This window comes from Luteimonas sp. Soil_N_1 (genome assembly GCF_057656255.1).
In genome coordinates, this window is sequence record NZ_JBDGKS010000001.1 from 187,711 (window position 1) to 208,707 (window position 20,997).

A 20,997-nucleotide genomic window follows, 5' to 3' on the forward strand; every position below is an offset into this window, starting at 1 on the left:
CGATTATCGCCGGTTGGATGCAGCCAAGGGGCCGGGGGAGGCAGCCGTCCGTCAACCGCAGCGGGGGCGTTTGCCCGCCGCCTGCGCCTGCTCGTACGTGGGCACAAGGCTGGCCGCACGGGTCTGCAGCTCGGCGATGCGGTTCTCGGGGTTGGGATGCGTCGACAGCCACTGCGGCGGACGGTTGCCGCCGCTGGCCGCGATCATGTTCTGCCACAACCCCACGGCCGCGCGCGGATCGAAACCGGCCTTGGCCATCAGGTCCTGACCGACAACGTCGGCCTCGGTCTCCTGTGTGCGCGTACCGGGCAGCAGGAACGTCGTCTGCAGCGCTGCGCCGCCCAGCTGGTTCGCGGACTGCTGCGCGCCTTCGCCGTAACGCGAGCCCAGCAGTGCGCCGGCAACGCCGAGTGCGCCCTGCGCGCCCATCTGGCGGGTGATGCGCTCGTCGTGGTGGTTCGCGTAGACGTGGCCGATCTCGTGGGCGATCACCGCCGCCAGCTGATCCTGGTTCCTGGCGACGCTCAGGATGCCGGTGTGGACGCCGACCTTGCCGCCGGGGAGGGCGAAGGCGTTCGGATTGTCATCGACGAAGACCACCGACTCCCAGTTGAGCCGCTGCCAGTCCGCCGGCAGCTCGCGCACGATGTCGGTGACGATGCAGCGCACGTAGGCCTGCTGTTTCGCGTCGGGCGAGGCACGCATTTCGGACTTGGTCTGGGCGAATGCCTGCTCGCCCATCTGGTTGAGCTGGGCGGGCGTGACCGCGCCGACGTACTGGGTACGACCCGTCGGGGACGTGGTGGTTGCACAGCCAGCGAGCAGTGCAGCGGCAGCGAGTGCCGCGATAGGCGTCTTCATGGACGGGACCTCCCCTGTTCAAGAACAGTCGTTGTAGTGCGGCGCGGATTAACGCACCGTCAACCGCCGCCTCCATACGGAGGCGCACGGTTTTGCGGAAGTCGTCGACTCAGATGTCGAGATTGGCGACCTTCAGCGCATTGTCGTCGATGAATGCGCGGCGCGGCTCGACAACGTCGCCCATCAGCGTGCTGAAGATCTCGTCGGCCGCAACGGCGTCTTCGATCCGCACCTGCAGCAGACGGCGCGTGTCCGGGTTCACCGTGGTGTCCCAGAGCTGTTCGGGGTTCATTTCACCCAGGCCCTTGAAGCGCTGGATCTGGCGACCCCGCTTGGCCTCGTCGAGCAGCCATGCCTGCGCATCGGCGAATGACTTCACCGGCTGCGCGCGGTTGCCGCGCGTGATCTGCGCGCCTTCGCGGACCAGACCGGACAACTGGCGCGCGGCCTCGCCGACCGTGCGCAGTTCACCGGTTTCCAATGCCGCCAGCGGCACCAGCTGGGTGATGTCGACGCCCATGTGCTGACGGTCGATCGTCAGGACCGCGCCGCGGGCCTCGGTGGCCGGCTGGATGCCGAAACGATAGCGCGGACGGCCCAGGCCCTTCTGGTTGAGGCGGGATTCGAGCGCCTGCAACGCTGTGGCGATCGCGGCCTCGTCGCCGGTGATCGGCGCCGCATCGAGCAGCATCTCGATCACCGCCGGGTCGTAGCGATGCGCATTGCGGGCGATGGTCTCCCTCGCGGCCGCGAACGCGAGCAGCAGACGCTCCAGCGCCACGCCCTCGATTGGTGGCTCGCCTGCCGCCGGAATCAACGAGGCGCCCTCGACGGCGTTGCCGGCCAGGTAGGCATCGAGTGCCGCGTCGTCCTTGATATAGAGCTCGTTCTTGCCCTGCTTGATCTTGTACAGCGGGGGCAGGCCGATGTAGACGTGGCCGCGCTCGATCAGTTCAGGCATCTGCCGGTAGAAGAACGTCAGCAGCAGCGTGCGGATGTGCGAGCCGTCCACGTCGGCGTCGGTCATGATGATGATGCGGTGGTAGCGCAGCTTGTCCGGGTTGTACTCGTCCTTGCCGATACCCGTGCCGAGCGCGGTGATCAGCGTGCCGACCTCCGCACTGGCGAGCATGCGGTCGAAGCGCGCGCGCTCGACGTTGAGGATCTTGCCTCGAAGGGGAAGCACCGCCTGGTTCTTGCGGTTGCGGCCCTGCTTGGCCGAACCGCCTGCCGAGTCACCCTCGACGATGAAGAGTTCGGACAGCGCAGGGTCCTTCTCCTGGCAGTCGGCCAGCTTGCCCGGCAGGCCGGCAATGTCGAGTGCACCCTTGCGGCGCGTCAGGTCGCGCGCCTTGCGCGCAGCCTCGCGGGCACGGGCGGCGTCGACGATCTTGCCGGCGATGATGCGGGCTTCGTTCGGGTTTTCCTGCAGGAATTCCTCGAGCCGCGCACCGAACGCGTTCTCGACGGCCGGACGCACCTCGGAGCTGACCAGCTTTTCCTTGGTCTGCGACGAGAAGCTGGGGTCGGGCACCTTGACCGACAGCACCGCGATCATGCCTTCGCGCATGTCGTCGCCGGTCAGGCTGATCTTGGCCTGCTTGGCGATGCCGTTCTGCTCGATGTAGTTGCTCAGGCCGCGCGTCAGCGCGCCACGGAAGCCGGCGAGGTGGGTACCACCGTCCTTCTGCGGAATGTTGTTGGTGAAGCAGTACATCGTCTCCTGGTAGGAGTCGGTCCACTGCAGCGCAACCTCCACGGTGATGCCGTTGTGCTCGCCCGACACCGAGATCACGTTGGGGTGCAGCGGCGTCTTGAGCTGCGCGAGATGCTCCACGAAGCTGCTGATGCCGCCTTCGTAGTGGAAATCGTCGCGACGGCCGTCGCCGCGCTCGTCGACCAGTACGATCTTGACGCCGGAGTTGAGGAAGGACAGCTCGCGCAGGCGGCGCGCCAGGATGTCGTAATGGAACTCGACATTGCCGTGGAAGGCCTTCACCGAGGGCCAGAACCGCAGCGTGGTGCCGCGGCGGGTGGTCGCTTCAACCTCGCCGAGGGGGCTGGTCGCCGCGCCGTCGCTGTAGGTCTGACGGTAGTGGGCACCGCCCTGGAAGATATCCAGCACCAGCTTTTCCGACAGGGCATTGACCACACTGACGCCGACGCCGTGCAGACCGCCGGAGACCTTGTAGCTGTTGTCGTCGAACTTGCCGCCAGCGTGCAGCACGGTCATGACCACTTCCGCAGCAGTCACCTCGCGATCGAGCTTCGCGCTCATCTGCGCGTGCTTGCCCACCGGGATACCGCGGCCGTTGTCGGACACCGCGACCGAGCCGTCGGCGTGGATGGTCACCGCCACGTGGTCCGCGTGGCCTGCAAGGGCCTCGTCGATGGAGTTGTCGACCACCTCGAAGACCATGTGATGCAGGCCGGTGCCATCATGCACATCGCCGATGTACATGCCCGGACGCTTGCGGACAGCCTCCAGGCCCTCCAGCGCGGTGATGCTGTCGGCGTTGTAGGTGCTGTTGGCCGGCGCGGGGGTGGAGCCGGTCTGGTTTTCGTCGCTCATTCGGTACCGTCATCTGCAGCCCTCAGCGCTGGGCCGGCAAGGCCTGCCGGGCGCTGGAACGGGCGTTAAGGTATTGACGGATCATAGCATCCGGCGGCCCCCGGCCCCGGACCGCAGGGCGGTCGTGTTCCACGTGGAACATCATCCACACACGCCTGGTGCGGGCCAGGAATGTTCCACGAGGAACACAGGGCGGACCGGACTGCGCCCGTCGCCGCTGGACGGTCGCTCAGACCAGCGGTACGACCACGCCATGTTCCACGTGGAACGTCGTCGCGTCCGCCAGCACGTCCTCCGGCCAGTGTTCAGGGCGCTCGGTGCCGGTGATCAGGGTTTGTGCTCCGGCCGCCTGGAGGTAGGCCAGTACCTGACGCTGATGGTGCCTGTCGAGCTCCGACGCCAGATCATCGAGGGCAATGACCGGCCAACGGCCTTCGAACCGGTCGGCGCAGTCCCGCGCCTGCGCCAGCAGGCAGCACAATGCGGACTGCTTGGCCTGGCCACGCGACAACAGCGACTGCTCCGGCCGGTCATCGAACCGGATCCGCCAGTCCGCACGATGCGGACCCACGCTGGTATGCCCCGCAGCACGATCCCGATCCCGCGCCACGACCAGGGCATCCGCCAGCGAAAGCTCCTGGCGGCGCCATCCCGGCATGAAGACAAGCTCCGGCGCGCCCAGCGCAGGTGCAACCTGGTGCGCGACTGCCTGCACCGCAACCTGGAGCCGGCGCAGATAGGCTTCGCGCCGCGTATCGAGCGGCTGGGCCGCGTCGGCCAACTCGTGATCCCAGGCATCGAGCTGGGATCCGCCGGCGCCGGACTTCAGCAGAGCATTGCGCTGACGCAGCGCCCGCGCATAGCGACGCCATTGCTGCAAGAAGTCCTGTTCCACGTGGAACAGTCCCCAATCGAGGAACCGGCGGCGTACTTCGCTGCTGCCGGAGATCAGGGCATGGCTGCCGGGCTCGAAGGTCACGACCATCAGCGCCGCGCACAGATCGCCAAGCTGGGCGACGTCATCGCCATCCAGGCGCCCGGTCCAGTCCTGACCCGTGTGCCGCAGTCCCGCGCGCCGGAGGTGATCCGGCTGCGCCGGGTCCTCGCGCCACTCGGCGTACAGCTCGATCGCCTCGCAACCGCGCTGGACCAGCCCATCGCGGACCCGCCCACGGAAGCTGCGTCCGTAGGCCATCAGGTGCAGCCCTTCGAGCACGCTGGTCTTGCCGGCGCCGTTGTCGCCCAGCAGCAGATTCAAGCCGGGTCCGGGCCGCAGCGAGGTCGGCTGCAGATTGCGCACGTGGTGGAGGTCGAAGCGGGTGATCTGCACGGAAGTCCTGGAGTGGCTTTCTCGACGCCTGCCGCCGCAGGCGCAGTCGTCGGGCCGGAACGGAAGACGCCCGGCAAGCCGGGCGTCGTGTTCCACGTGAAACATGTGTGGGCGACGGGCGCCCACAGTTTACCGATGGCGTCAGAGACGCAGCGGCATCACCACGTGACGGCTGCGCTCGTCGGTCGCCTCGCGCACCAGCGCGGACGAGTTCGCATCGCGCAGCTTCAGGATCACCTGTTCGCCGCGCAATGCGGTCAGCGCGTCCAGCAGGTAGTTCACGTTGAAGCCCACGGCCAGGTCGTCGACCTTGGTGTCGGCTTCGACTTCCTCGTGCGCTTCTTCCTGCTCGGGGTTGTGCGCGTTGATGCGCACCGTGCCCGGCGAGACTTCCAGCCGCACGCCGCGGTACTTCTCGTTCGACAGGATCGCCACGCGCTGCAGCGCGGCGCGCAGCAGTTCGCGGTCGATCGTGACTTCGCGGTCGGCGCCGATCGGAATCACGGCCTCGTAATCCGGGAAGCGGCCGTCGATCAGCTTGCTGGTGAAAGTCACATCGTCGCGCTTGACCCGCAGGTGGTTGCGGCCGAGTTCCAGCTCCAGTGTCTTGTCGCCGCCTTCGAGCAGACGCTGCAGTTCGGTCACACCCTTGCGCGGCAGGATGATCTGGCGCTTGGTCTGGACCGCCGTCTCCAACGTCGTTTCGCACAGTGCGAGGCGGTGTCCATCGGTGGCCACGCAGCGCAGACGGGTATCGCCGAGATCGAAGAGGAGGCCGTTGAGGTAGTAACGGACGTCCTGCTGCGCCATTGCGAAGGCGGTGCGCTCGATGAGCTCCTTGAGCGCAGCTTCCGGGACCGCGATGCGGTCGGTCGCTTCGACTTCGTCCACGGACGGGAAATCGCCCGCAGGCAGGCTGGCCAGCGTGAAGCGGCTGCGACCGGCCTGCACGGTGATCTTTTCGCCGGCCTGCGAGATCACGACCTTGCTGCCGTCAGGCAGTGCACGAACGATGTCGAACAGCTTGCGCGCCGGAATCGTGGTCTCGCCGTCCTGGGCATCGTCGACCGCACGGCGCGACACCATCTCGACTTCGAGGTCGGTACCGGTCAACGACAGCTGGCCGTCCTGGACTTGGACCAGCAGGTTGGCCAGCACGGGCAGGGTCTGGCGGCGCTCGACGACGTTGACGACCTGGGCCAGCGGCTTGAGCAGTGTTTCGCGTTGGAGACTGAAACGCATGTCGGTGTTATCCCCTTGTCCCGTGCTTTTATAAAAAGGATATAAATCTAAAAATGGTGGTGCTGGGTGAGGCCGAAATCGGTTGGTATCTACTGCAAACCACTGAATCGATTACGTTTTTCGGACCTCCAAACCCGGTGGACAGTACGGTGTGGAGTGGTGGATCAAGCTGTGGACAACTTTCGACCCCTCAAGTTGTCCACAGGCTCTCCACCTCCGGTCCCCGTGTTGTGCAGGGCCCGGCAATGCACAGCTTACTCGCTGAGTTTACGGATCAGCTTGTCCCAATCCTCGCGCAGTTTGCCGTCGCTTTCGATCAGCGTGCGGATCTGGCGACAGGCGTGCAGCACGGTGGTGTGGTCACGGCCCGCAAACGCCTCACCGATCTCCGGCAGGCTGTGCTCGGTCAGCTCCTTGGACAACGCCATCGCCACCTGACGCGGACGCGCCAGTGAGCGCGTACGGCGCTTGGAGAGCAGGTCCTTGATCTGCAGCCCGTAGTAGTCGGCCACGACCTTCTGGATGTTGGACATGCTGATCGCCTGCTGCTGGGCGCGCAGCAGGTCGCGCAGCGTCTCCTGGGCGAACTCGACGGTGATCGGACGGCCCATGAAGTTGGCGCGCGCGGCGAGCGTATTGAGTGCGCCTTCGAGGTCGCGCACGTTCGAGTGCATCTTCTTGGCCAGCAGGAACGCCACGTCGTCAGGCACCTGCGTGCCGCGTTCGGCGGCCTTGGCCAGCACGATGGCGGCGCGGGTCTCGAAATCGGGCGGATCGATCGCCACCGACAGGCCCCAGGCCAGGCGCGACTTCAGCCGCGGCTCCAGACCCTCCACCTCACGCGGATAGCGGTCGCAGGTCATGATGATCTGCTGCTTGCTGTCGAACAGCGTATTGAAGGTGTGGAAGAACTCTTCCTGGGTGCGGTCCTTGCCGGCGAAGAACTGGATGTCGTCGATCAGCAGCGCGTCGATCTGGCGGAACTGGCGCTTGAACTGGTCCGAGGTCTTTTCCTGGATCGAGCGGAAGAAGGCGCTGTAGAACTCTTCCGAACGCAGATACAGCACACGCGCACGCGGATTGGCCTGGCGCATCGCATTGCCGGCGGCGAACATCAGATGGGTCTTGCCCAGTCCGGTGCCGCCGTACAGCAGCAGCGGATTGTGGGCGCGGTCGCCCGGCTTCAGTGCGGCCTGCCAGGCAGCCGCGCGGCCCATCTGGTTGCTGCGACCCTCGACGAAGTTGTCGAAGGTGTAGTGGCTGTCCATGTTGCCGGCGAAGGCTTCGATCGGTGCGGCGGGCAGCACGCGCCCATCGCCGCCCAAAGGGCCGGGTGCGACGGGCGGCGCCGCCGCGCGCGGCATCGAGCCGACCTGCAGGCTCACATCCTCGATACCGGCGAAGTGTTCCAGCAGTTCGCGGATCCGCGGCATGTAACGGGCCTGCACCTCGTCGCGGACGAAGGCGTTGGGCGCGTAGAGCACGGTCGAGCGGTCGTCGGCGTGGGCCTGCAGCGGCTTGAGCCAGGTGTGGACATCCTCGGCCGGAAACTCGGCTTCGAGGCGTTGAAGGCAGCGGGGCCAGGCATCCATCATGCGGCGGAATTCGACAAAGCGGGCGCCGCCACGCAGGTGCGCGGCAAGGTCGCCGGGGAAGGGCACGCAGACTATCATGTCGCCACCCGCGGCCCGGCCCTGCGCGGCCTGTGCTGACGCGTCTACACGCCGGCTTGACCGACCCCGCACCAGGCCGCTAGAATTTCCGGTTCTATTCGTCACGTTGCCCGAAGGGCTCGACCATGGCTACCAAGCGCACCTATCAGCCCAGCAACCTCAAGCGCAAGCGCGACCACGGTTTCCGTGCCCGCATGGCGACGGCCGACGGCCGCAAGATCCTCGCGCGTCGCCGCGCGAAGGGCCGCAAGGTCCTCTCGGCCTGAAGCCCTCCGGGTCGGTGAGTCGCGTCTCCGCACTCCCGACCCGTTCTGCAGCGCAGCTTCCATGACCGCCGGTGTCCGCTATCCGCGGCACGTGCGTGTGCGCGCGCGTGCGGATTTCGATCGAATCTTCGCCAGTGCGACGCGGACCGCGTCGCCGATGCTGGCCGTGCACCTGTTGTCCGAAGAAGGCCCGGCGCGTCTGGGCCTGGCGGTGTCGCGCAAGGTCGACAAGCGCGCTGTCGGTCGCAACCGGATCAAACGCGTATTGCGCGATGCCTTCCGCCTGCTGCAGCCGCAGCTCAAGTCCGGCAGCTACGTCGTCGTGGCCCGTCCGGCCGCGGCGCAGGCCGACAACGAAGTGCTGCGCGCTGCCTTCCTCAATGTGCTGAAGCGTGCCCGCGCGTTGCCGCCGTCATCTGCGGCCGGCACAATGCCCGCCTCCCCGATTCCATCCACGCCGGTGTCTTCCGGCGCATGAGCCTGCCTGCCTGATGAACCAGATCCGTACTTTCCTTGTCCTCGCCTGGCTGATGGTGGCCGTGTTGTTGTGGATGGAGTGGGGCAAGGAGAAGACCGCAGCGGCGCAGCCGCAGACGAGCACCGCCCAGGCGGCGCCGTCGGCGACCGTCCCCAGCGCCGATGCAGGCAGCGCCGCAGTGCCGGCCGCGCCCACCGATGCAGCGCCCGTGCCATCCGCGCCGGGTGCCACGCCGGTCGCCAGCAGCGCTGCGGCCACGCAGCGCCAGGTGGTCGTGCAGACCGACGTCCTGCGTCTGGTGCTCGATGGCGGCAACGTGGTCCAGGCCGATCTGCTCGCCTATCCGCAGACCCGTGAAGAGGGCGCGCCGCCGGTGCGCATGTTCGACACCGATCCGCTGCATTACTACGCGGCGCAGACCGGCTGGGTGAGCAACAGCAACGCCGCGCCCAGCCACGAAGGCCAGTTCGTGCCCGAGGGCAGCGCCACTGCGGCGACGCTCGCCGATGGCGAGAACAGCGTCATCGTGCCGTTCGTGTGGACCGGCGCCGACGGCGTGACGATCCGCCGCAGCTTCGTGCTGACGCGTGGCGACTACGCGGTCGAAGTCCGCGACGAGATCGTCAATACCGGCACGGCTGCGTGGCAGGGCTTCCCGTACCGCCAGCTGATCCGCACCGCCCCGGCGGTCAAGCGCGGCATGACCAATCCCGAGTCCTACAGCCTGACCGGTGCGACCTGGTTCGGCAGCGACATCGGCTACAGCCGTCGCCAGCTCGGTGACTTCGAGAGCGATGGCCCGCTCAACGCGAAGGACAGCAACATCTGGATCGCGATGGTCCAGCACCACTTCTTCAGTGCGTGGATCCCGCGTCCGGACGATGCCGGCACGATCTCGATGCAGGTCGACCGCAGCACGGGCGCGCCGCGTTACCTGATCCGCGAGTTCGGCGCGCCGATCGCGGTGCAGGCCGGTCAGCAGGCGTCGACCACCGCGCGCCTGTGGGTCGGTCCCAAGCAGGTCGATCTTATCCAGGCGCAGGGCGTGCGCGGTCTCGACCGCGTCGTCGACTACAGCCGCTTCTCGATCTTCGCAATGCTCGGCGAAGGCCTGTTCTGGGTGCTGGCCAAGCTGCACGGCCTGATCGGCAACTGGGGCTGGTCGATCATCGGCCTGGTGCTGCTGGTGAAGCTGGCGCTGTATCCGCTGTCGGTCGCCCAGTACAAGTCGATGGCGAAGATGCGCAAGTTCCAGCCGCGCATCGCCCAGCTCAAGGAGCGCTACGGCGACGACAAGCAGAAGTTCCAGCAGGCGATGATGGAGCTCTACAAGAAAGAGAAGATCAACCCGATCGGCGGCTGTCTGCCGGTGCTGCTGCAGATGCCGGTGTTCTTCGCGCTGTACTGGGTGCTGCTCGAGTCGGTGGAACTGCGCCACACGCCGTGGATGCTGTGGATCCAGGATCTGACCGCGCGCGATCCGTACTTCATCCTGCCGGTGCTCAACATCGCGATCATGTGGGCGACGCAGAAGCTCACGCCGATGGTCGGCATGGATCCGATGCAGGCGAAGATCATGCAGTTCATGCCGCTGGTGTTCGGCGCGATCATGATCTTCTTCCCGTCCGGTCTGGTGCTGTACTGGGTCACCAACGGCGGCCTCGGCCTGCTGCAGCAGTGGTGGATGATCCGCCGCTACAGCGATGCGCCGGCGGCCCCGGCGAAGGCCTGATCGCCGCAGTGCGATGATGTCCACGAGCCCGCCGCATGGCGGGCTCGTGCGTTCGGGAGCCACGACATGACTCAGTCCAGCGAGACCATCGCCGCGATCGCCACAGCGCCAGGCGCCGGGGGCGTCGGCATCGTGCGCCTGTCGGGCCCGGCATCGCTGCAGATCGCCCGCACTCTGTGCGCGCGCCGGTCATTGGCGGCGCGTCATGCGCACTACGTGCGCTTCTTCGACACCGACGGGTCCGTGCTCGATGACGGCCTCGCACTCGCGTTCCCGGCCCCGGCCAGCTACACCGGCGAGGATGTCGTCGAACTGCAGGCGCACGGCAGTCCGGTCGTGCTGCAGCAGGTGCTCGCGCGGTGTCGCGTGCTCGGCGCACGGCTCGCACGGCCTGGCGAGTTCAGCGAACGCGCTTTCCTCAACGGCCGGCTCGATCTGGCCCAGGCCGAGGCGGTCGCGGACCTGATTGCCGCCGGTGACGCACGCGCCGCGCGCGCGGCACGCCGCGCACTCGATGGCGTGTTCTCCGATCGGTGCGACGCACTGGCCGCCGAGCTGCTGCATCTGCGCGTCTATGTCGAAGCGATGATCGACTTCTCCGACGAGCCGATCGACACCCTCGGCGGCGACGAGGTCGCGCGCCGCATCGATGCGCTTGCCGCGTCGCTGTCGCAACTGCTGGCGGAGGCCGAACAGGGCCGCCGCCTGCGCGACGGCCTGCACGCGGTGATCGTCGGTCCGCCGAATGCGGGCAAGAGCTCGCTGCTCAATGCGCTGGCCGGTGTGGACCGCGCGATCGTCACCGACATCGCCGGCACCACGCGCGACCTGCTGCACGAAACGCTGCGCATCGGCGGCGTCGAACTGACCCTGGTCGACACTGCCGGCCTGCGCAGCGAAGGCGACGCGATCGAACGCGAAGGCATGCGCCGCGCACGTGCCGAACTGCAGCGCGCCGATCTCGCGCTGGTCGTGCTCGATGCGCGTGATCCCCTCGCCGGCTGGGCATCGGTGGACGCGGCGGTTGCCGATGTCGCCGATCGCATCGTGGTGCACAACAAGTCGGACCTGCTCGCCGTGGACGCCCCGGATGCGCACGACGCGTTGCATGTGTCCGCACGCACGGGCGCCGGCCTCGACGGATTGCGCGATGCGCTGCAGGCGCGTCTCGGCGGCGACACGTCGACCGGCGAAGGCGCGTTCACTGCACGCCAGCGGCATGTCGATGCGCTGCGTGAGGCGGCCCACGCCGTCGACGATGCACGCAGCACGCTGGCCGCGCAGCATCTGGAACTCGCGGCCGAGTCGCTGCGCGTCGCGCACGATGCAGTCGGCGCGATCACCGGGGCGATCCTCCCCGACGATCTGCTCGGACACATCTTCTCGAGTTTCTGCATCGGCAAGTGATTCGACTGGCAGCATTGCCAACAGCGGTCATCAGCTGCGATCCTGCGCCGAACACACGTGATCGCGTCGACACACGTTGGCAGAGGTGGATGCGCGAGCATTGACAAATCGCGCCCGCTGACGCGTTCTACGCACTCTGCGGACGTGCATCACTTGGGGAAAGATGATGGTCTCGAAGATTCTGGCGCCGGGTCGTGCCTCGCCGGCCCGACTGGCGGCTGCGCTCGGACTGGCCTGTGTACTGGTGGCCTGTGGCCGCGGTGACGACGCAGCACCGGCCGCCGACAGCCCGGCTGCCGCAGTGAGCGGACAGGCAAGCGAACTGGCCGCTGCACGGCAGCAGGCGGCGGACAATGCGATCGCCGGCCTGTCAGCCGACGAGTTGCGCGCCGCGGCCTCGACCGCCTACCAGGAGAGCCGTCTCTACGCGCCTGCGGGTGAGAACGCGATGGAGTACTACCTCGCCTTGCGCGAAAAGCAGGCCGGGGACGCCGCCGCATCCAGTGCGCTGATCGACCTGCTGCCGATGAGCGTCATCGCCACCGAGCAGAGCCGCGACCGGGGCGATTACGCCGAAGCGCAGCGCCTGCTCGGTCTGATCGAACGCGCCGACAGCGCACACCCGGCACTCGAGCGACTGCGCACCAGCATCGCCGCTGCCGAAGCGCAGGCCAGTGCGAGGGCCGAACAGCAGAAGCTGACCGCCGAACAGGAAACGCTGCGCGCCCAGCAGGTCGAACGCGAACGCGCCCAGCAGCAACAGCAGCAACAGACCGCGGCGGCGCAGCAGCTTGCCCAGCAGCAGACCGCGGCCGAGCAGGCATCGCGTGAGGCCGCAGAGCAGGAGACCGCGCGGCAGACCGCAGCCCGCGAAGAAGCCGCGCGGCAACAGGCCGCGCAGCAGGCGCCGGCGCCGACACCCGCACCGCCACCTGCGGCAGCCCCCCCCGCTGCGACGGCTGCACAGCTGCGGCCGTTGAGCACGCCCGCGCCACGCTATCCCGCCGATGCATTGCGTGCAGGCACCAGTGGCGAAGTCATGGTGGAGTTCACCGTGGGCGTGGACGGTGCGGTGACCAACGCGCGCGTCGTGCGTGCAGATCCGCCACGCACGTTCGACCGTGAGGCCCTGGCAGCGGTCCGCCGCTGGCGGTTCGAGCCCGTGCCTGCTCCGGTCACGACGCGGCGGACGATCGGGTTCGCACCCTCGGCGAACTGATCCGGGTCTCCGCTTCTGCTGCGCCGGTGGATGCAGGTCGTGCCGGTGTCCACAGCAGGCCTGCAAGCGTGTGCCGGTGTCCACGGCCGACAGAAAAAAGCCCGGCATCTGCCGGGCTTTGTCTGGTGCGGTAGTCGGATGTCAGCTCGACACCGCCAGCTTCTCCTGCCCGTATCGCCACACTGCGAGCAACCACAGTGCCGCAGCCAACGCCAGGTTCGTGCCGAGATACATCCCCCAGACTTCCGCCGGAATCGCCTCGGCGCGGATGATCTTCAGCAGCAGCTGGTTCTGGGCCAGGAACGGCACCACGAACTGCCACAGCTCGGTCTTGATCGGGTTGACCATCAGCACGATGCTTGGAACCATCGGCAGCAGCATCAGCCAGACGACGTGGCTCTGGGCTTCCTTCATGCTCTTGGCGGTCGCGGCCAGCAGGGTCAGCAGCGAGGTGCCGACGAACAGCATCGGCAGCAGCACCAGCAGCATCTTGCTGATTGCGGTGAAGCTCACATCGAGCATGCGCGCCGAACCGCCCCCCATCTGTGCGCTGACCTTGAAGGCCAGTAGTGTCAGCAGCAGCGAGCCCATGCCGATGACGCAGGCGGCGGCGATCTTGCCGCTGACGATCGCGCCCCGCGACGCCGGCGTTGCCAGCAACGGTTCGAGCGACTGGCGTTCGCGCTCACCGGCCGTGGCGTCGAGAATCAGGTACGAGCCGCCGATGAAGCTCGACAGGATCAGCAGATACGGCAACAGCACGGACAGCAGGATGCCGCGCTTCGCCTCTTCGGTCGCCACGTCGCGCGAGCCCACGCCCAGCGGCGCGATCACCGACGGCGAAACGCCTCGCGCAAGCAGACGCAGCGACGCGACCTCCATCGAGTACCCCTCCAGCGCCGCCTCCACGCGTTTGACCGGGATCTCGGAACTGCGTCGCGTGCTGTCGCGCATCACTTCGATCGCAGCAGGCCGACCGGCGGTCCAGGCCTCGGTGAAGTCCGGATCGATCACCAGCGCCACGTCGACATCCTGGGCCGTGATGGCACCGATCAGATCATCCGGCGGCGCTACGGCGTGGATGCCACGGGCTGCCAGATAGGTCACCAGCTGTGGCACGCGTTCGGCCCCGACGACCGGTACATCGAGTTGCTTGTCGAGCTCGGTCTTCAACCGCTGCTCGGCGAGAAAATTCATGCCGAGCATCAACAGCGGCGCCATCAGTGGGCTGAGCAGCAGTGCCATGAACAGCGTGCGCCGGTCGCGCACGATGTCGAGCAACTCCTTGCGTGCCACGCACCACATCCATCTCATGTTCGACGTCATGCCTGCAGACCCTCTTCCGAACCGATCGCACTGACGAACGCATCCTCCAGATTCGGTTTTCCGAAACGTTCGCGCAGCTCGTCGGCGGTCCCGTCGGCGACGACGCGCCCCTTGGCGATGATGACGATGCGGTCACACAGTGCGGCCACCTCCTGCATGATGTGGCTGGAGAAGATCACGCAGCGGCCGTCATCGCGCAGCTTGAACAGGAAGTCGCGCATCGCGCGCGTCGTCATGACATCCAGGCCGTTCGTCGGCTCGTCGAGGATCACGTTGCGTGGGTCATGCACCAGCGCGCGGGCAATCGCGGTCTTCGTGCGCTGGCCCTGGCTGAAGCCCTCGGTCTGCCGGTCGAGGATCTCGTCCATGTCGAGTTGTTCGCTGAGCACACGTGTGCGTGCGTCGATCTCGGCTTTCGACAGACCGTGCAGCTCACCGAAGTAGCGGATGTTCTCGCGTGCGGTGAGGCGCTTGTAGACGCCGCGGGCATCGGGCAGGACGCCGAGCACGCGTCGCACCGCAGCCGGGTCCTGGGCTGCATCGATGTTGTCGACCAGTACACGGCCGCTGTCGGGTTTCATCAGCGTGTAGAGCATGCGCAGGGTCGTCGTCTTGCCGGCGCCGTTGGGACCGAGCAGACCGGTGATGCGGCCGTCCTCGGCAGTGAAATCGACGCCATCGACAGCCTGGACCGTGCCGGTCTTCGTCTTGAACGCCTTGTGCAGTTGCTGGGCCGTGATCATCGGCGAAGCTCCGGAGAAAGAAGGAAGGTCGGCAGGCGCGATGCGGTCACGGCGACCACCCGTTGAAGCCGATGAACGGCGGTACCGGGCGCATCGTGTCCAGACAGGTGGCATCGAGCGCCGCTGCGTCAGTGGACTCGACGAACTGCGCGAGCAGTTTGGGCATGCAGCCGAGCGCAAACGTGCCGTGGCCCTGTCCCATCAGCACGAGGTGGCGTCCATTGGGCAGTCCGGCGAGGACGCGCTCGGCGTAGGCGGGCGGCGTGACCGGATCGAGCTCACCGGACAGCAGCAGTGCAGGCACGTCGGACTGCAGCGCGGCGGTATGGTTGGCGGGCGGTGTGCCCGTCGGCCAGGTACGGCAGGCGCCGAAGAACATGCGCGCCACTTCAGGGCCGAGAATCGTATCGGTGACACCAGCCCCTTCGCGATAGCGGCCTGCATCTTCGGCGCAGATCACCGACCACTGCATGCCGCGCGTCATCTGATCGCCGACATTGCTGTGGATCAGCTGCGATAACGACATCAGCGGGCCGTAACGGCCCTGCGACGCCTCGTCGAGCATCAGCGGCAGCAGCGACGCGGTCTGTGGCGCATAGGAAAACAGGAACGCCAGGCCGGTCACCGTGTCCGGTGTCACCGTGCCGTCGCGCTGTTCGCCCGTCATCGAATCGCGGTACAGGACGGGCGCCGGCGACGCCTCCAGTGTCGAAAGCACACCCCGCAGTTGCGCCTGCAGATCGTCCGGGAAGCGTGCCCGGCACGCGTCATCGGCCATGCACTGCTTCGATTGCAGCGCAAGCGCGTCCTCGAACGTGTCCGCAAATTCACCGCCAACGACCAGGTCGTTCGGCGCCACGCCGTCGAGCACGATGCTGCGCGTGTGCTGCGGATACGCCATCGCGTACTGCTGGGCGACGCGGGTGCCGTAGGAACCGCCGATCAGGTTCACCTGCTCCGCCCCCAGCGCGGCGCGCACGCTGTCGAGGTCGCGGATCGCATTGGCCGTGGTGTAGAAGCGTGGATCGGCCCGGTCCTCCAGTCCAGCGAGGCATCGTCCGACGTAGGCATCGAAGTCCGCGTCGGTGGGAATGGTCAGGGCGTCGAGTTCCAGTGCTGCGCCGTTGGCGTCCACGCAGTCGAGCGGATTGGAGCTGCCCGTCCCGCGCTGGTCGATCAGCACGATGTCGCGCTGGCGACGCACTTCACGCAGGCCGCTGTTGATCTGAGCCGCCAGTTCGGTGGCCGCCTGGCCGGGTCCACCGGCTAGAAAGAACACTGGATCGTCGGTGCCGCCGTCGTTCGCATCTGCCGGCAGCCACGCGATGTTGAGAGCGATCTTCCGGTCTCCGGGCGCGTCGGGGTTCTCCGGCACCTCGAACGTCGCGCACTGCGCCTCGACGCGCGTGGCGGCATTTCCACCGTCCAGCGTGCAGCCGTGGAATGCGATCTGACCGAACATGCGTGCCGGCTGCGCGCCGTCGCCTCCAGCAGGCGCGGGTGGTGCACCGCTGCAGCCGGCGAGTACGGCGCCTGCAGACAGTGCCAGCAGGGAAAGCCTCATTGCTCTCATGGAACGTCCTCGAACAGGAAAATGGATTCGATGGGCTCGGCGAACTCGCGTGCGATCCGGAACGCCAGCGGCAGGCTGGGGTCGTACTTGCCGGTTTCGATCGCGTTGATCGTCTGTCTCGATACATCCAGACGTTCGCCGAGCTGTGCTTGTGACCAGCCGCAGGCCTCGCGCAGTTCGCGCACCCGGCTCTTCATCCGCGCGCGCTCACCGGTAACGCCGCGCGATGATGGACTTGACGATGCCGTAGGTGCCGCACAGCAGCGGAAACACCCACAGCATCGCCGCGCTCGCGGGCACGTCGATGACACGCGCCGCCTGCAGGAACCCGGCGGTCATGTACGCGAACGCGACCAGCGCGGCGGCGATGCAGACCGCTTCGAACTCGATGCGCTGCTGCAGCTCGTCGACGCCGCGGACGAAATGGACCATCGCCCGCAGCACCAGTGCGATCGGCGCGACCGGCATCAGCGCGATCAGCGCGCGCAGCACCGGCGCCTCCACGTTGCGCAGCAGCAACAAGGAGACGAACAGCAGCACGGTGTACGCGCCCATGCCGATGAGGACATCGCGGGTGTAGCGACGCTGCAGCGCCGCCGGCGCGCCATCGCAGGCCGTCGCGCGCCGGGACAGCGACACCACGCCGATGCCTACCGCCGACAGCAGAATCAGGACGCTGGTCCATTCCGGCGCCGTCGGCACCAGCAGCCGCAAGGCGACCGCGGCGGCGAGCAGCATCAAGGCGACGGCGCGAAGCGGAAAACGGGCGGACGAAGCGTCCATGGCGGGGGTGTGTCAAGTTGGCTTGACACGGAGCATGCGCGGCGCTGATTCCGGTGTCAAGCGTGCTTGACAGTCTCTTGCGATGCCCCGGGCGTGATCGCGTGCATGGTGTCCATGTGGGACGCGCCGAGTTCCGCCAGCCGCTCGTCGAACACCGTGCGGCTCGCCGCATCGGGAATCCGCTCCGACAGTGCACGTGCCTGCTCCAGATGCATGCGGACCGCGGCGGCGTCGCCATCCAGCCGCGCGATTTCCGCATCCAGCCATGCGCGGTACGGCGACAGATCCATCAGGCCGCCTTCGCAATGTGCGCGCCAGGCCGCGACCAGTGCCCGGTCGCCGACCAGCAGCGCCGCATGGCTGGCGAGCATCACCGCGATCGAAGGCCGGAATGCGGCGGGCGCTTTCGCGAATGCGCTCGCGAGTGCTTCGGCCTGGGGGCGTGCGGCCCCGCCATCGCGGCGATCAACCGCATGCGACAGCCGCAGCATGCGCGCGCTTTGCTGCAGGCCGCTGCTGGCGATGCCGGCGTCGACGGTCGGGATCGAGGCCGGCGGCCAGTCACGCGGTCGCACATTGGCCAGGCTCAGCGCCATCAGCTGGTTGATCTGCAACTGCAGCGCGGCATCCGGTGTGCGGCGGGCGAGATCGAGCAGGCCGCGACCATCGGAGCGCCAGCCGTCCATGTGCATCGGCAGCAGATTGCCCAGGCCCAGGACGGCGGCCGCGAGCGCGATACCCAGCGCTGCGCCCGCGAGCCATGGCGTCATCGGCAGCCACAGCACCAGCGCGATGCACAGCGCAGCCGTCAGCAGATTCGCCAGCGGTCCGCCCAGCAGGAACACCGTCTGGTCGAGGCGCGACAGGCCGCGTTCGCCGCGGGGCAGCAACGCCGCGAAGCCACCGATGCCGCGCACACCGCCGCCGTACCGCCAACGCCAGCGGTCGTTGCTGCCACGCTCCATCCGGAGCGGTCCGACACCGAACGCGATCGCCTGCATGCCGCGCGACACACCCGCGAGCGCATGCCCGGCTTCGTGCAACACGATGTGCGGCCACAGCGACAGAAAGAAGCCGGCCAGCAGCGCGAGTCCGGTGCCAGGCGGCAGCGCCTCCAGCGCCGGCAGGCCGAGCTTCGCGAGACCCACGCCGACCAGGCCGCCGGCGAAGAAGATCACCAGCAGCGGCAACGCGCGGCGCCACAGGGGGCGTTTCGCCGGCGCTTCGGGGGCGGGCGGCATCAGGGGCGCGAACGGGGAATGCGAAGTCATGGCGCTGTCGGGCGTCGTCATCCGCGGCAGATCACTTGCTGCTGACGTACTTCTCGCGACGGATCAGCGGCACCGGCAGGCCGAAGCCCTTGAGCGCCTCGAACGTCGCGTCGACCATGTTCGGATTGCCGCACAGATAGGCGATGTCGCCTTCGCCCGGCGCGAACTCCTCGAGGAACTGCTGCACGTAGCCGTGGCGCACGTCGGCATGCGGTGCGTTCGGCAGTTCGCGCGAGAAGCACGGCACGAAGCGGAAGTTCGGGTGGGTGTCGGCGAACGCGCGGAAGTCGTCGCCGTAGAGCAGTTCGGCCGGCGTGCGCGCGCCCATCAGCAGCACCACCTCGACGCCACGCTCGGCGATCGCCTTCTCCAGCAGCGGCAGCATCGCGCGGTACGGCGTGACGCCGGTGCCCGTGCCGACCAGCAGATAGCGGCGGTTGGTGTCCTGCGGCATCAGGCAGAAGCGCCCGAACGGGCCGCTGGCCTGCACCGTGCTGCCCAGATCCATGCCTTCGAACAGCGCCGTCGCCGCGCCACCCGGCACGTAGCTCACGGCGACTTCGATCGCCTCGCCCGGCCCGATCGCATGGTCGTGGATCGTCGCCAGCGAATACGAGCGTTTGGTCGCGGTGCCGTCGGCGTACTCGAAATGGATCTGGATGAACTGCCCGGGGATGAAGTCCAGCGGCTGGCCGTCGTCGCGGACGAAGGACAGGTGGGCGACGGTCGGCGCGACCATGCGCCGCGAAACGAGCTTGATGGGGAATTGCGTGATAGCCACTGGAATCCGGTGCTGACCAGCTTGGGGCGCCGGTTCGTGAACTGCGGCAGACACGGTCTGCCAGCGGCTGGACATAATACGACAACCCGTTTGACGGCCGACGCAACATCGTGTTCCGGGACATCACCCGGCAGGCTGTCGATGGCGGAATGGAATCCAACAGGGAGGTGACACATGCCAAGCGCTTTTTCGCGCGCCACCATCCGATCGGCGTGGCCGGTCGTCTGCGTCATGGCGCTGACAGGCTGTCAGCAGCAGGAAAGCACCGCGGCGGCGGCGACCGCCATGTCCGACGTCGGGGCCGCCACGCAGACGGACATGCCGGCGATCTACGTCGATTCGGATGTCGAGTATCTGATCTTCGATCGCAACACCATGCGGGAAAGCTATCTGGAGAATCTGGACGTCTGCCAGCAGGCCGGGCTACCGCTCGACGCGCTGTCCGACGATGAAGTCGCGCGCCTCGGCAAGGCGCGTCTGCAGCGGTGGTTCCTGGGCGACACCTTCGCTTTCCGCTGGGAGAAATGGAACTTCGGTTCAGCCAGCGGAACCCAGGACGGATTGTGCCGCTTCGTGTTCGCAACAGAAGGCAGCCACCAGTTCTTTGCCCCCGGCCGCCATGCCGCCGTGGATCTGTCGAACGGCGAGCATTTTTCGCAGCCGCCGCGACACGCGGGATTCCACGCGCGCGCGGCGCTTTCGGCAGCGGAGGTCGCAGGCACTGTGACCGCGACGGAAACCGAAGTCTTCGGACAGCCCTGCCGGCAGGCGACCGCGGGATCCGTCGAGGGATGCGCGTGGTCGGGCGGCGGCCAATGGGGATTCAATGCGCGCGTGCCCAGCCTGCAGCCGAGCAACGTCGCGCACATGAGCAATACGATCGTCCTGTCGCAGACGCCTGTGCAGGGCCATGGCATGCGGGTCACCACGCGGTCGTTCGAGATCGGCGCGGACTTCGATGCTGCCCGCATGCAGCCCGCGGGTGCCCGGGATGGGGCGAATGACGCTGCGCCCTGACGCTTCGCCCATGCAGCAGGCGCGCTGGCCCGCATGCCGCCCGAGGGCGACGGTGGGCCTTTCGATCGCGACATGCCTGGTGGCCCTGTGTCTGGCTGCCTGCGCGCCGTCGGCGCGCAACGCGCACGCACCCGCTCAAGGTGCGCAGGTGTCCGACACCACCTGCGCGGACGCGGCGAAAACCGGATCCGGCACGTTGGCCGTGCTCGCCTACGAGGGTCTGGTCGTCTTCCGGCAGCTTCCGCAGGCAGCGCCCGGCGAGGTGGCTCCGATCGAGCTGGTGCGCTATCGCGACGGCGCCGGATGCCAGCCGGAGCCGGTCGACCGCTACGGCCAGGACGGCGGTCCACCACACCTGGAGGCGGCCTTCATACACGCCGTGCAGGGCGTGCCGAACCTGTTCGTGATCGTGTCGTGGCCCATCTGGCACGCAGGTGAGGGCATCCGCGGCACCCGCTACGATGTGTACGCGTACCGGAGCGAACGCGACACGCTGGTGTTGAACGAGATCGTCACGCGCAACCAGGCGCTGTATGGCGGCATCGTCGGCACGGTGAACGATGCGCCGTCGACATTCGAGGGCACCACCCGCGACGGCGTCGTGGCTATGCTCCACCGGCTGGGCCTCGACTGAGGCCCGACCAACCGCAGCGACACCTGCACGGCGCCACGCATGCAACGCGCCGTTGCGGCCGGGCCCGTCGGGGCGTCCCTATACTACGG

The 20,997-nt window shown here is 67.5% G+C and carries 19 protein-coding genes; 7 read left to right on the forward strand and 12 right to left on the reverse strand.

What is annotated here, in order from left to right; all coding sequences use genetic code 11:
- Positions 1–51 precede the first annotated feature (51 nt).
- The 5 genes from AC3A4E_RS00955 to dnaA all read right to left on the reverse strand — a co-directional run bounded on the left by AC3A4E_RS00955 (position 52) and on the right by dnaA (position 7,597).
- Complete coding sequence (locus AC3A4E_RS00955; protein ID WP_487629710.1) at positions 52–861, reverse strand: M48 family metallopeptidase; 810 nt, start codon at positions 859–861, stop codon at positions 52–54.
- A 109-nt stretch (positions 862–970) separates the two neighbouring features.
- Entirely contained in the window at positions 971–3,433 is a 2,463-nt protein-coding gene (gyrB, locus tag AC3A4E_RS00960) for a DNA topoisomerase (ATP-hydrolyzing) subunit B (RefSeq protein ID WP_487629711.1), read from the reverse strand.
- A 229-nt stretch (positions 3,434–3,662) separates the two neighbouring features.
- Positions 3,663–4,763, reverse strand: coding sequence for a DNA replication/repair protein RecF (gene recF, locus AC3A4E_RS00965; RefSeq protein ID WP_487629712.1), 1,101 nt, complete (start codon positions 4,761–4,763; stop codon positions 3,663–3,665).
- 141 nt (positions 4,764–4,904) lie between these two features.
- Complete coding sequence (dnaN, locus tag AC3A4E_RS00970) at positions 4,905–6,005, reverse strand: DNA polymerase III subunit beta (RefSeq protein WP_487629713.1); 1,101 nt, start codon at positions 6,003–6,005, stop codon at positions 4,905–4,907.
- Positions 6,006–6,259: 254 nt separating this feature from the next.
- Positions 6,260–7,597, reverse strand: coding sequence for a chromosomal replication initiator protein DnaA (gene dnaA / locus AC3A4E_RS00975; RefSeq protein ID WP_487631984.1), 1,338 nt, complete (start codon positions 7,595–7,597; stop codon positions 6,260–6,262).
- Positions 7,598–7,803: 206 nt separating this feature from the next.
- On the opposite strand from dnaA, the gene rpmH reads away from it, so the two are divergent.
- The 5 genes from rpmH to AC3A4E_RS01000 all read left to right on the forward strand — a co-directional run bounded on the left by rpmH (position 7,804) and on the right by AC3A4E_RS01000 (position 12,780).
- Complete coding sequence (gene rpmH / locus AC3A4E_RS00980) at positions 7,804–7,944, forward strand: 50S ribosomal protein L34 (protein WP_047138036.1); 141 nt, start codon at positions 7,804–7,806, stop codon at positions 7,942–7,944.
- 61 nt (positions 7,945–8,005) lie between these two features.
- Positions 8,006–8,422, forward strand: a complete 417-nt coding sequence (gene rnpA, locus AC3A4E_RS00985) for a ribonuclease P protein component (protein ID WP_487629714.1) — start codon at positions 8,006–8,008, stop codon at positions 8,420–8,422.
- A gap of 13 nt (positions 8,423–8,435) precedes the next feature.
- Positions 8,436–10,154, forward strand: a complete 1,719-nt coding sequence (yidC, locus tag AC3A4E_RS00990; RefSeq protein ID WP_487629715.1) for a membrane protein insertase YidC — start codon at positions 8,436–8,438, stop codon at positions 10,152–10,154.
- Positions 10,155–10,220: 66 nt separating this feature from the next.
- Complete coding sequence (mnmE, locus tag AC3A4E_RS00995) at positions 10,221–11,561, forward strand: tRNA uridine-5-carboxymethylaminomethyl(34) synthesis GTPase MnmE (protein ID WP_487629716.1); 1,341 nt, start codon at positions 10,221–10,223, stop codon at positions 11,559–11,561.
- A 166-nt stretch (positions 11,562–11,727) separates the two neighbouring features.
- The gene (locus AC3A4E_RS01000) at positions 11,728–12,780 is read left to right on the forward strand and encodes an energy transducer TonB (protein ID WP_487629717.1); all 1,053 of its coding nucleotides are present in this window, start codon (positions 11,728–11,730) and stop codon (positions 12,778–12,780) included.
- 141 nt (positions 12,781–12,921) lie between these two features.
- On the opposite strand, the gene AC3A4E_RS01005 is transcribed toward AC3A4E_RS01000, so the two are convergent.
- The 7 genes from AC3A4E_RS01005 to AC3A4E_RS01035 are packed head-to-tail and all read right to left on the reverse strand — an operon-like array spanning position 12,922 to position 19,257.
- Positions 12,922–14,085, reverse strand: a complete 1,164-nt coding sequence (locus AC3A4E_RS01005; RefSeq protein ID WP_487631985.1) for an ABC transporter permease — start codon at positions 14,083–14,085, stop codon at positions 12,922–12,924.
- A 17-nt stretch (positions 14,086–14,102) separates the two neighbouring features.
- Entirely contained in the window at positions 14,103–14,849 is a 747-nt protein-coding gene (locus AC3A4E_RS01010; protein WP_487629718.1) for an ABC transporter ATP-binding protein, read from the reverse strand.
- 46 nt (positions 14,850–14,895) lie between these two features.
- A complete protein-coding gene (locus tag AC3A4E_RS01015) occupies positions 14,896–16,422 on the reverse strand; it encodes an alpha/beta hydrolase (protein WP_487629719.1) in 1,527 nt (508 codons plus the stop codon).
- Positions 16,419–16,619, reverse strand: a complete 201-nt coding sequence (locus AC3A4E_RS01020; RefSeq protein ID WP_096296798.1) for a helix-turn-helix transcriptional regulator — start codon at positions 16,617–16,619, stop codon at positions 16,419–16,421. Before AC3A4E_RS01020 ends, AC3A4E_RS01015 begins: the two co-directional genes overlap by 4 nt.
- A 10-nt stretch (positions 16,620–16,629) precedes the next feature.
- Entirely contained in the window at positions 16,630–17,205 is a 576-nt protein-coding gene (locus AC3A4E_RS01025; RefSeq protein ID WP_487629720.1) for a hypothetical protein, read from the reverse strand.
- A 56-nt stretch (positions 17,206–17,261) separates the two neighbouring features.
- Entirely contained in the window at positions 17,262–18,476 is a 1,215-nt protein-coding gene (locus tag AC3A4E_RS01030) for a M50 family metallopeptidase (protein WP_487629721.1), read from the reverse strand.
- 31 nt (positions 18,477–18,507) lie between these two features.
- Entirely contained in the window at positions 18,508–19,257 is a 750-nt protein-coding gene (locus AC3A4E_RS01035; protein WP_487629722.1) for a ferredoxin--NADP reductase, read from the reverse strand.
- A gap of 231 nt (positions 19,258–19,488) precedes the next feature.
- Here AC3A4E_RS01035 and AC3A4E_RS01040 point away from each other — a divergent pair, with 231 nt between their 5' ends.
- Positions 19,489–20,274, forward strand: a complete 786-nt coding sequence (locus AC3A4E_RS01040) for a hypothetical protein (protein ID WP_487629723.1) — start codon at positions 19,489–19,491, stop codon at positions 20,272–20,274.
- 10 nt (positions 20,275–20,284) lie between these two features.
- A complete protein-coding gene (locus AC3A4E_RS01045; RefSeq protein WP_487629724.1) occupies positions 20,285–20,908 on the forward strand; it encodes a hypothetical protein in 624 nt (207 codons plus the stop codon).
- Positions 20,909–20,997 lie beyond the last annotated feature (89 nt).

What these genes read in the sequence shown, in the direction of transcription:
- AC3A4E_RS00955 (WP_487629710.1), bottom strand. Translation starts at nt 861, where the DNA reads ATGAAGACGCCTATCGCGGCACTCGCTGCCGCTGCACTGCTCGCTGGC.
- gyrB (WP_487629711.1), bottom strand. Translation starts at nt 3,433, where the DNA reads ATGAGCGACGAAAACCAGACCGGCTCCACCCCCGCGCCGGCCAACAGC.
- dnaN (WP_487629713.1), bottom strand. Translation starts at nt 6,005, where the DNA reads ATGCGTTTCAGTCTCCAACGCGAAACACTGCTCAAGCCGCTGGCCCAG.
- dnaA (WP_487631984.1), bottom strand. Translation starts at nt 7,597, where the DNA reads ATGGATGCCTGGCCCCGCTGCCTTCAACGCCTCGAAGCCGAGTTTCCG.
- rpmH (WP_047138036.1), top strand. Translation starts at nt 7,804, where the DNA reads ATGGCTACCAAGCGCACCTATCAGCCCAGCAACCTCAAGCGCAAGCGC.
- rnpA (WP_487629714.1), top strand. Translation starts at nt 8,006, where the DNA reads ATGACCGCCGGTGTCCGCTATCCGCGGCACGTGCGTGTGCGCGCGCGT.
- yidC (WP_487629715.1), top strand. Translation starts at nt 8,436, where the DNA reads ATGAACCAGATCCGTACTTTCCTTGTCCTCGCCTGGCTGATGGTGGCC.
- mnmE (WP_487629716.1), top strand. Translation starts at nt 10,221, where the DNA reads ATGACTCAGTCCAGCGAGACCATCGCCGCGATCGCCACAGCGCCAGGC.
- AC3A4E_RS01000 (WP_487629717.1), top strand. Translation starts at nt 11,728, where the DNA reads ATGGTCTCGAAGATTCTGGCGCCGGGTCGTGCCTCGCCGGCCCGACTG.
- AC3A4E_RS01005 (WP_487631985.1), bottom strand. Translation starts at nt 14,085, where the DNA reads ATGTGGTGCGTGGCACGCAAGGAGTTGCTCGACATCGTGCGCGACCGG.
- AC3A4E_RS01010 (WP_487629718.1), bottom strand. Translation starts at nt 14,849, where the DNA reads ATGATCACGGCCCAGCAACTGCACAAGGCGTTCAAGACGAAGACCGGC.
- AC3A4E_RS01015 (WP_487629719.1), bottom strand. Translation starts at nt 16,422, where the DNA reads ATGAGAGCAATGAGGCTTTCCCTGCTGGCACTGTCTGCAGGCGCCGTA.
- AC3A4E_RS01020 (WP_096296798.1), bottom strand. Translation starts at nt 16,619, where the DNA reads ATGAAGAGCCGGGTGCGCGAACTGCGCGAGGCCTGCGGCTGGTCACAA.
- AC3A4E_RS01025 (WP_487629720.1), bottom strand. Translation starts at nt 17,205, where the DNA reads ATGGACGCTTCGTCCGCCCGTTTTCCGCTTCGCGCCGTCGCCTTGATG.
- AC3A4E_RS01030 (WP_487629721.1), bottom strand. Translation starts at nt 18,476, where the DNA reads ATGACTTCGCATTCCCCGTTCGCGCCCCTGATGCCGCCCGCCCCCGAA.
- AC3A4E_RS01040 (WP_487629723.1), top strand. Translation starts at nt 19,489, where the DNA reads ATGGCGCTGACAGGCTGTCAGCAGCAGGAAAGCACCGCGGCGGCGGCG.
- AC3A4E_RS01045 (WP_487629724.1), top strand. Translation starts at nt 20,285, where the DNA reads ATGCAGCAGGCGCGCTGGCCCGCATGCCGCCCGAGGGCGACGGTGGGC.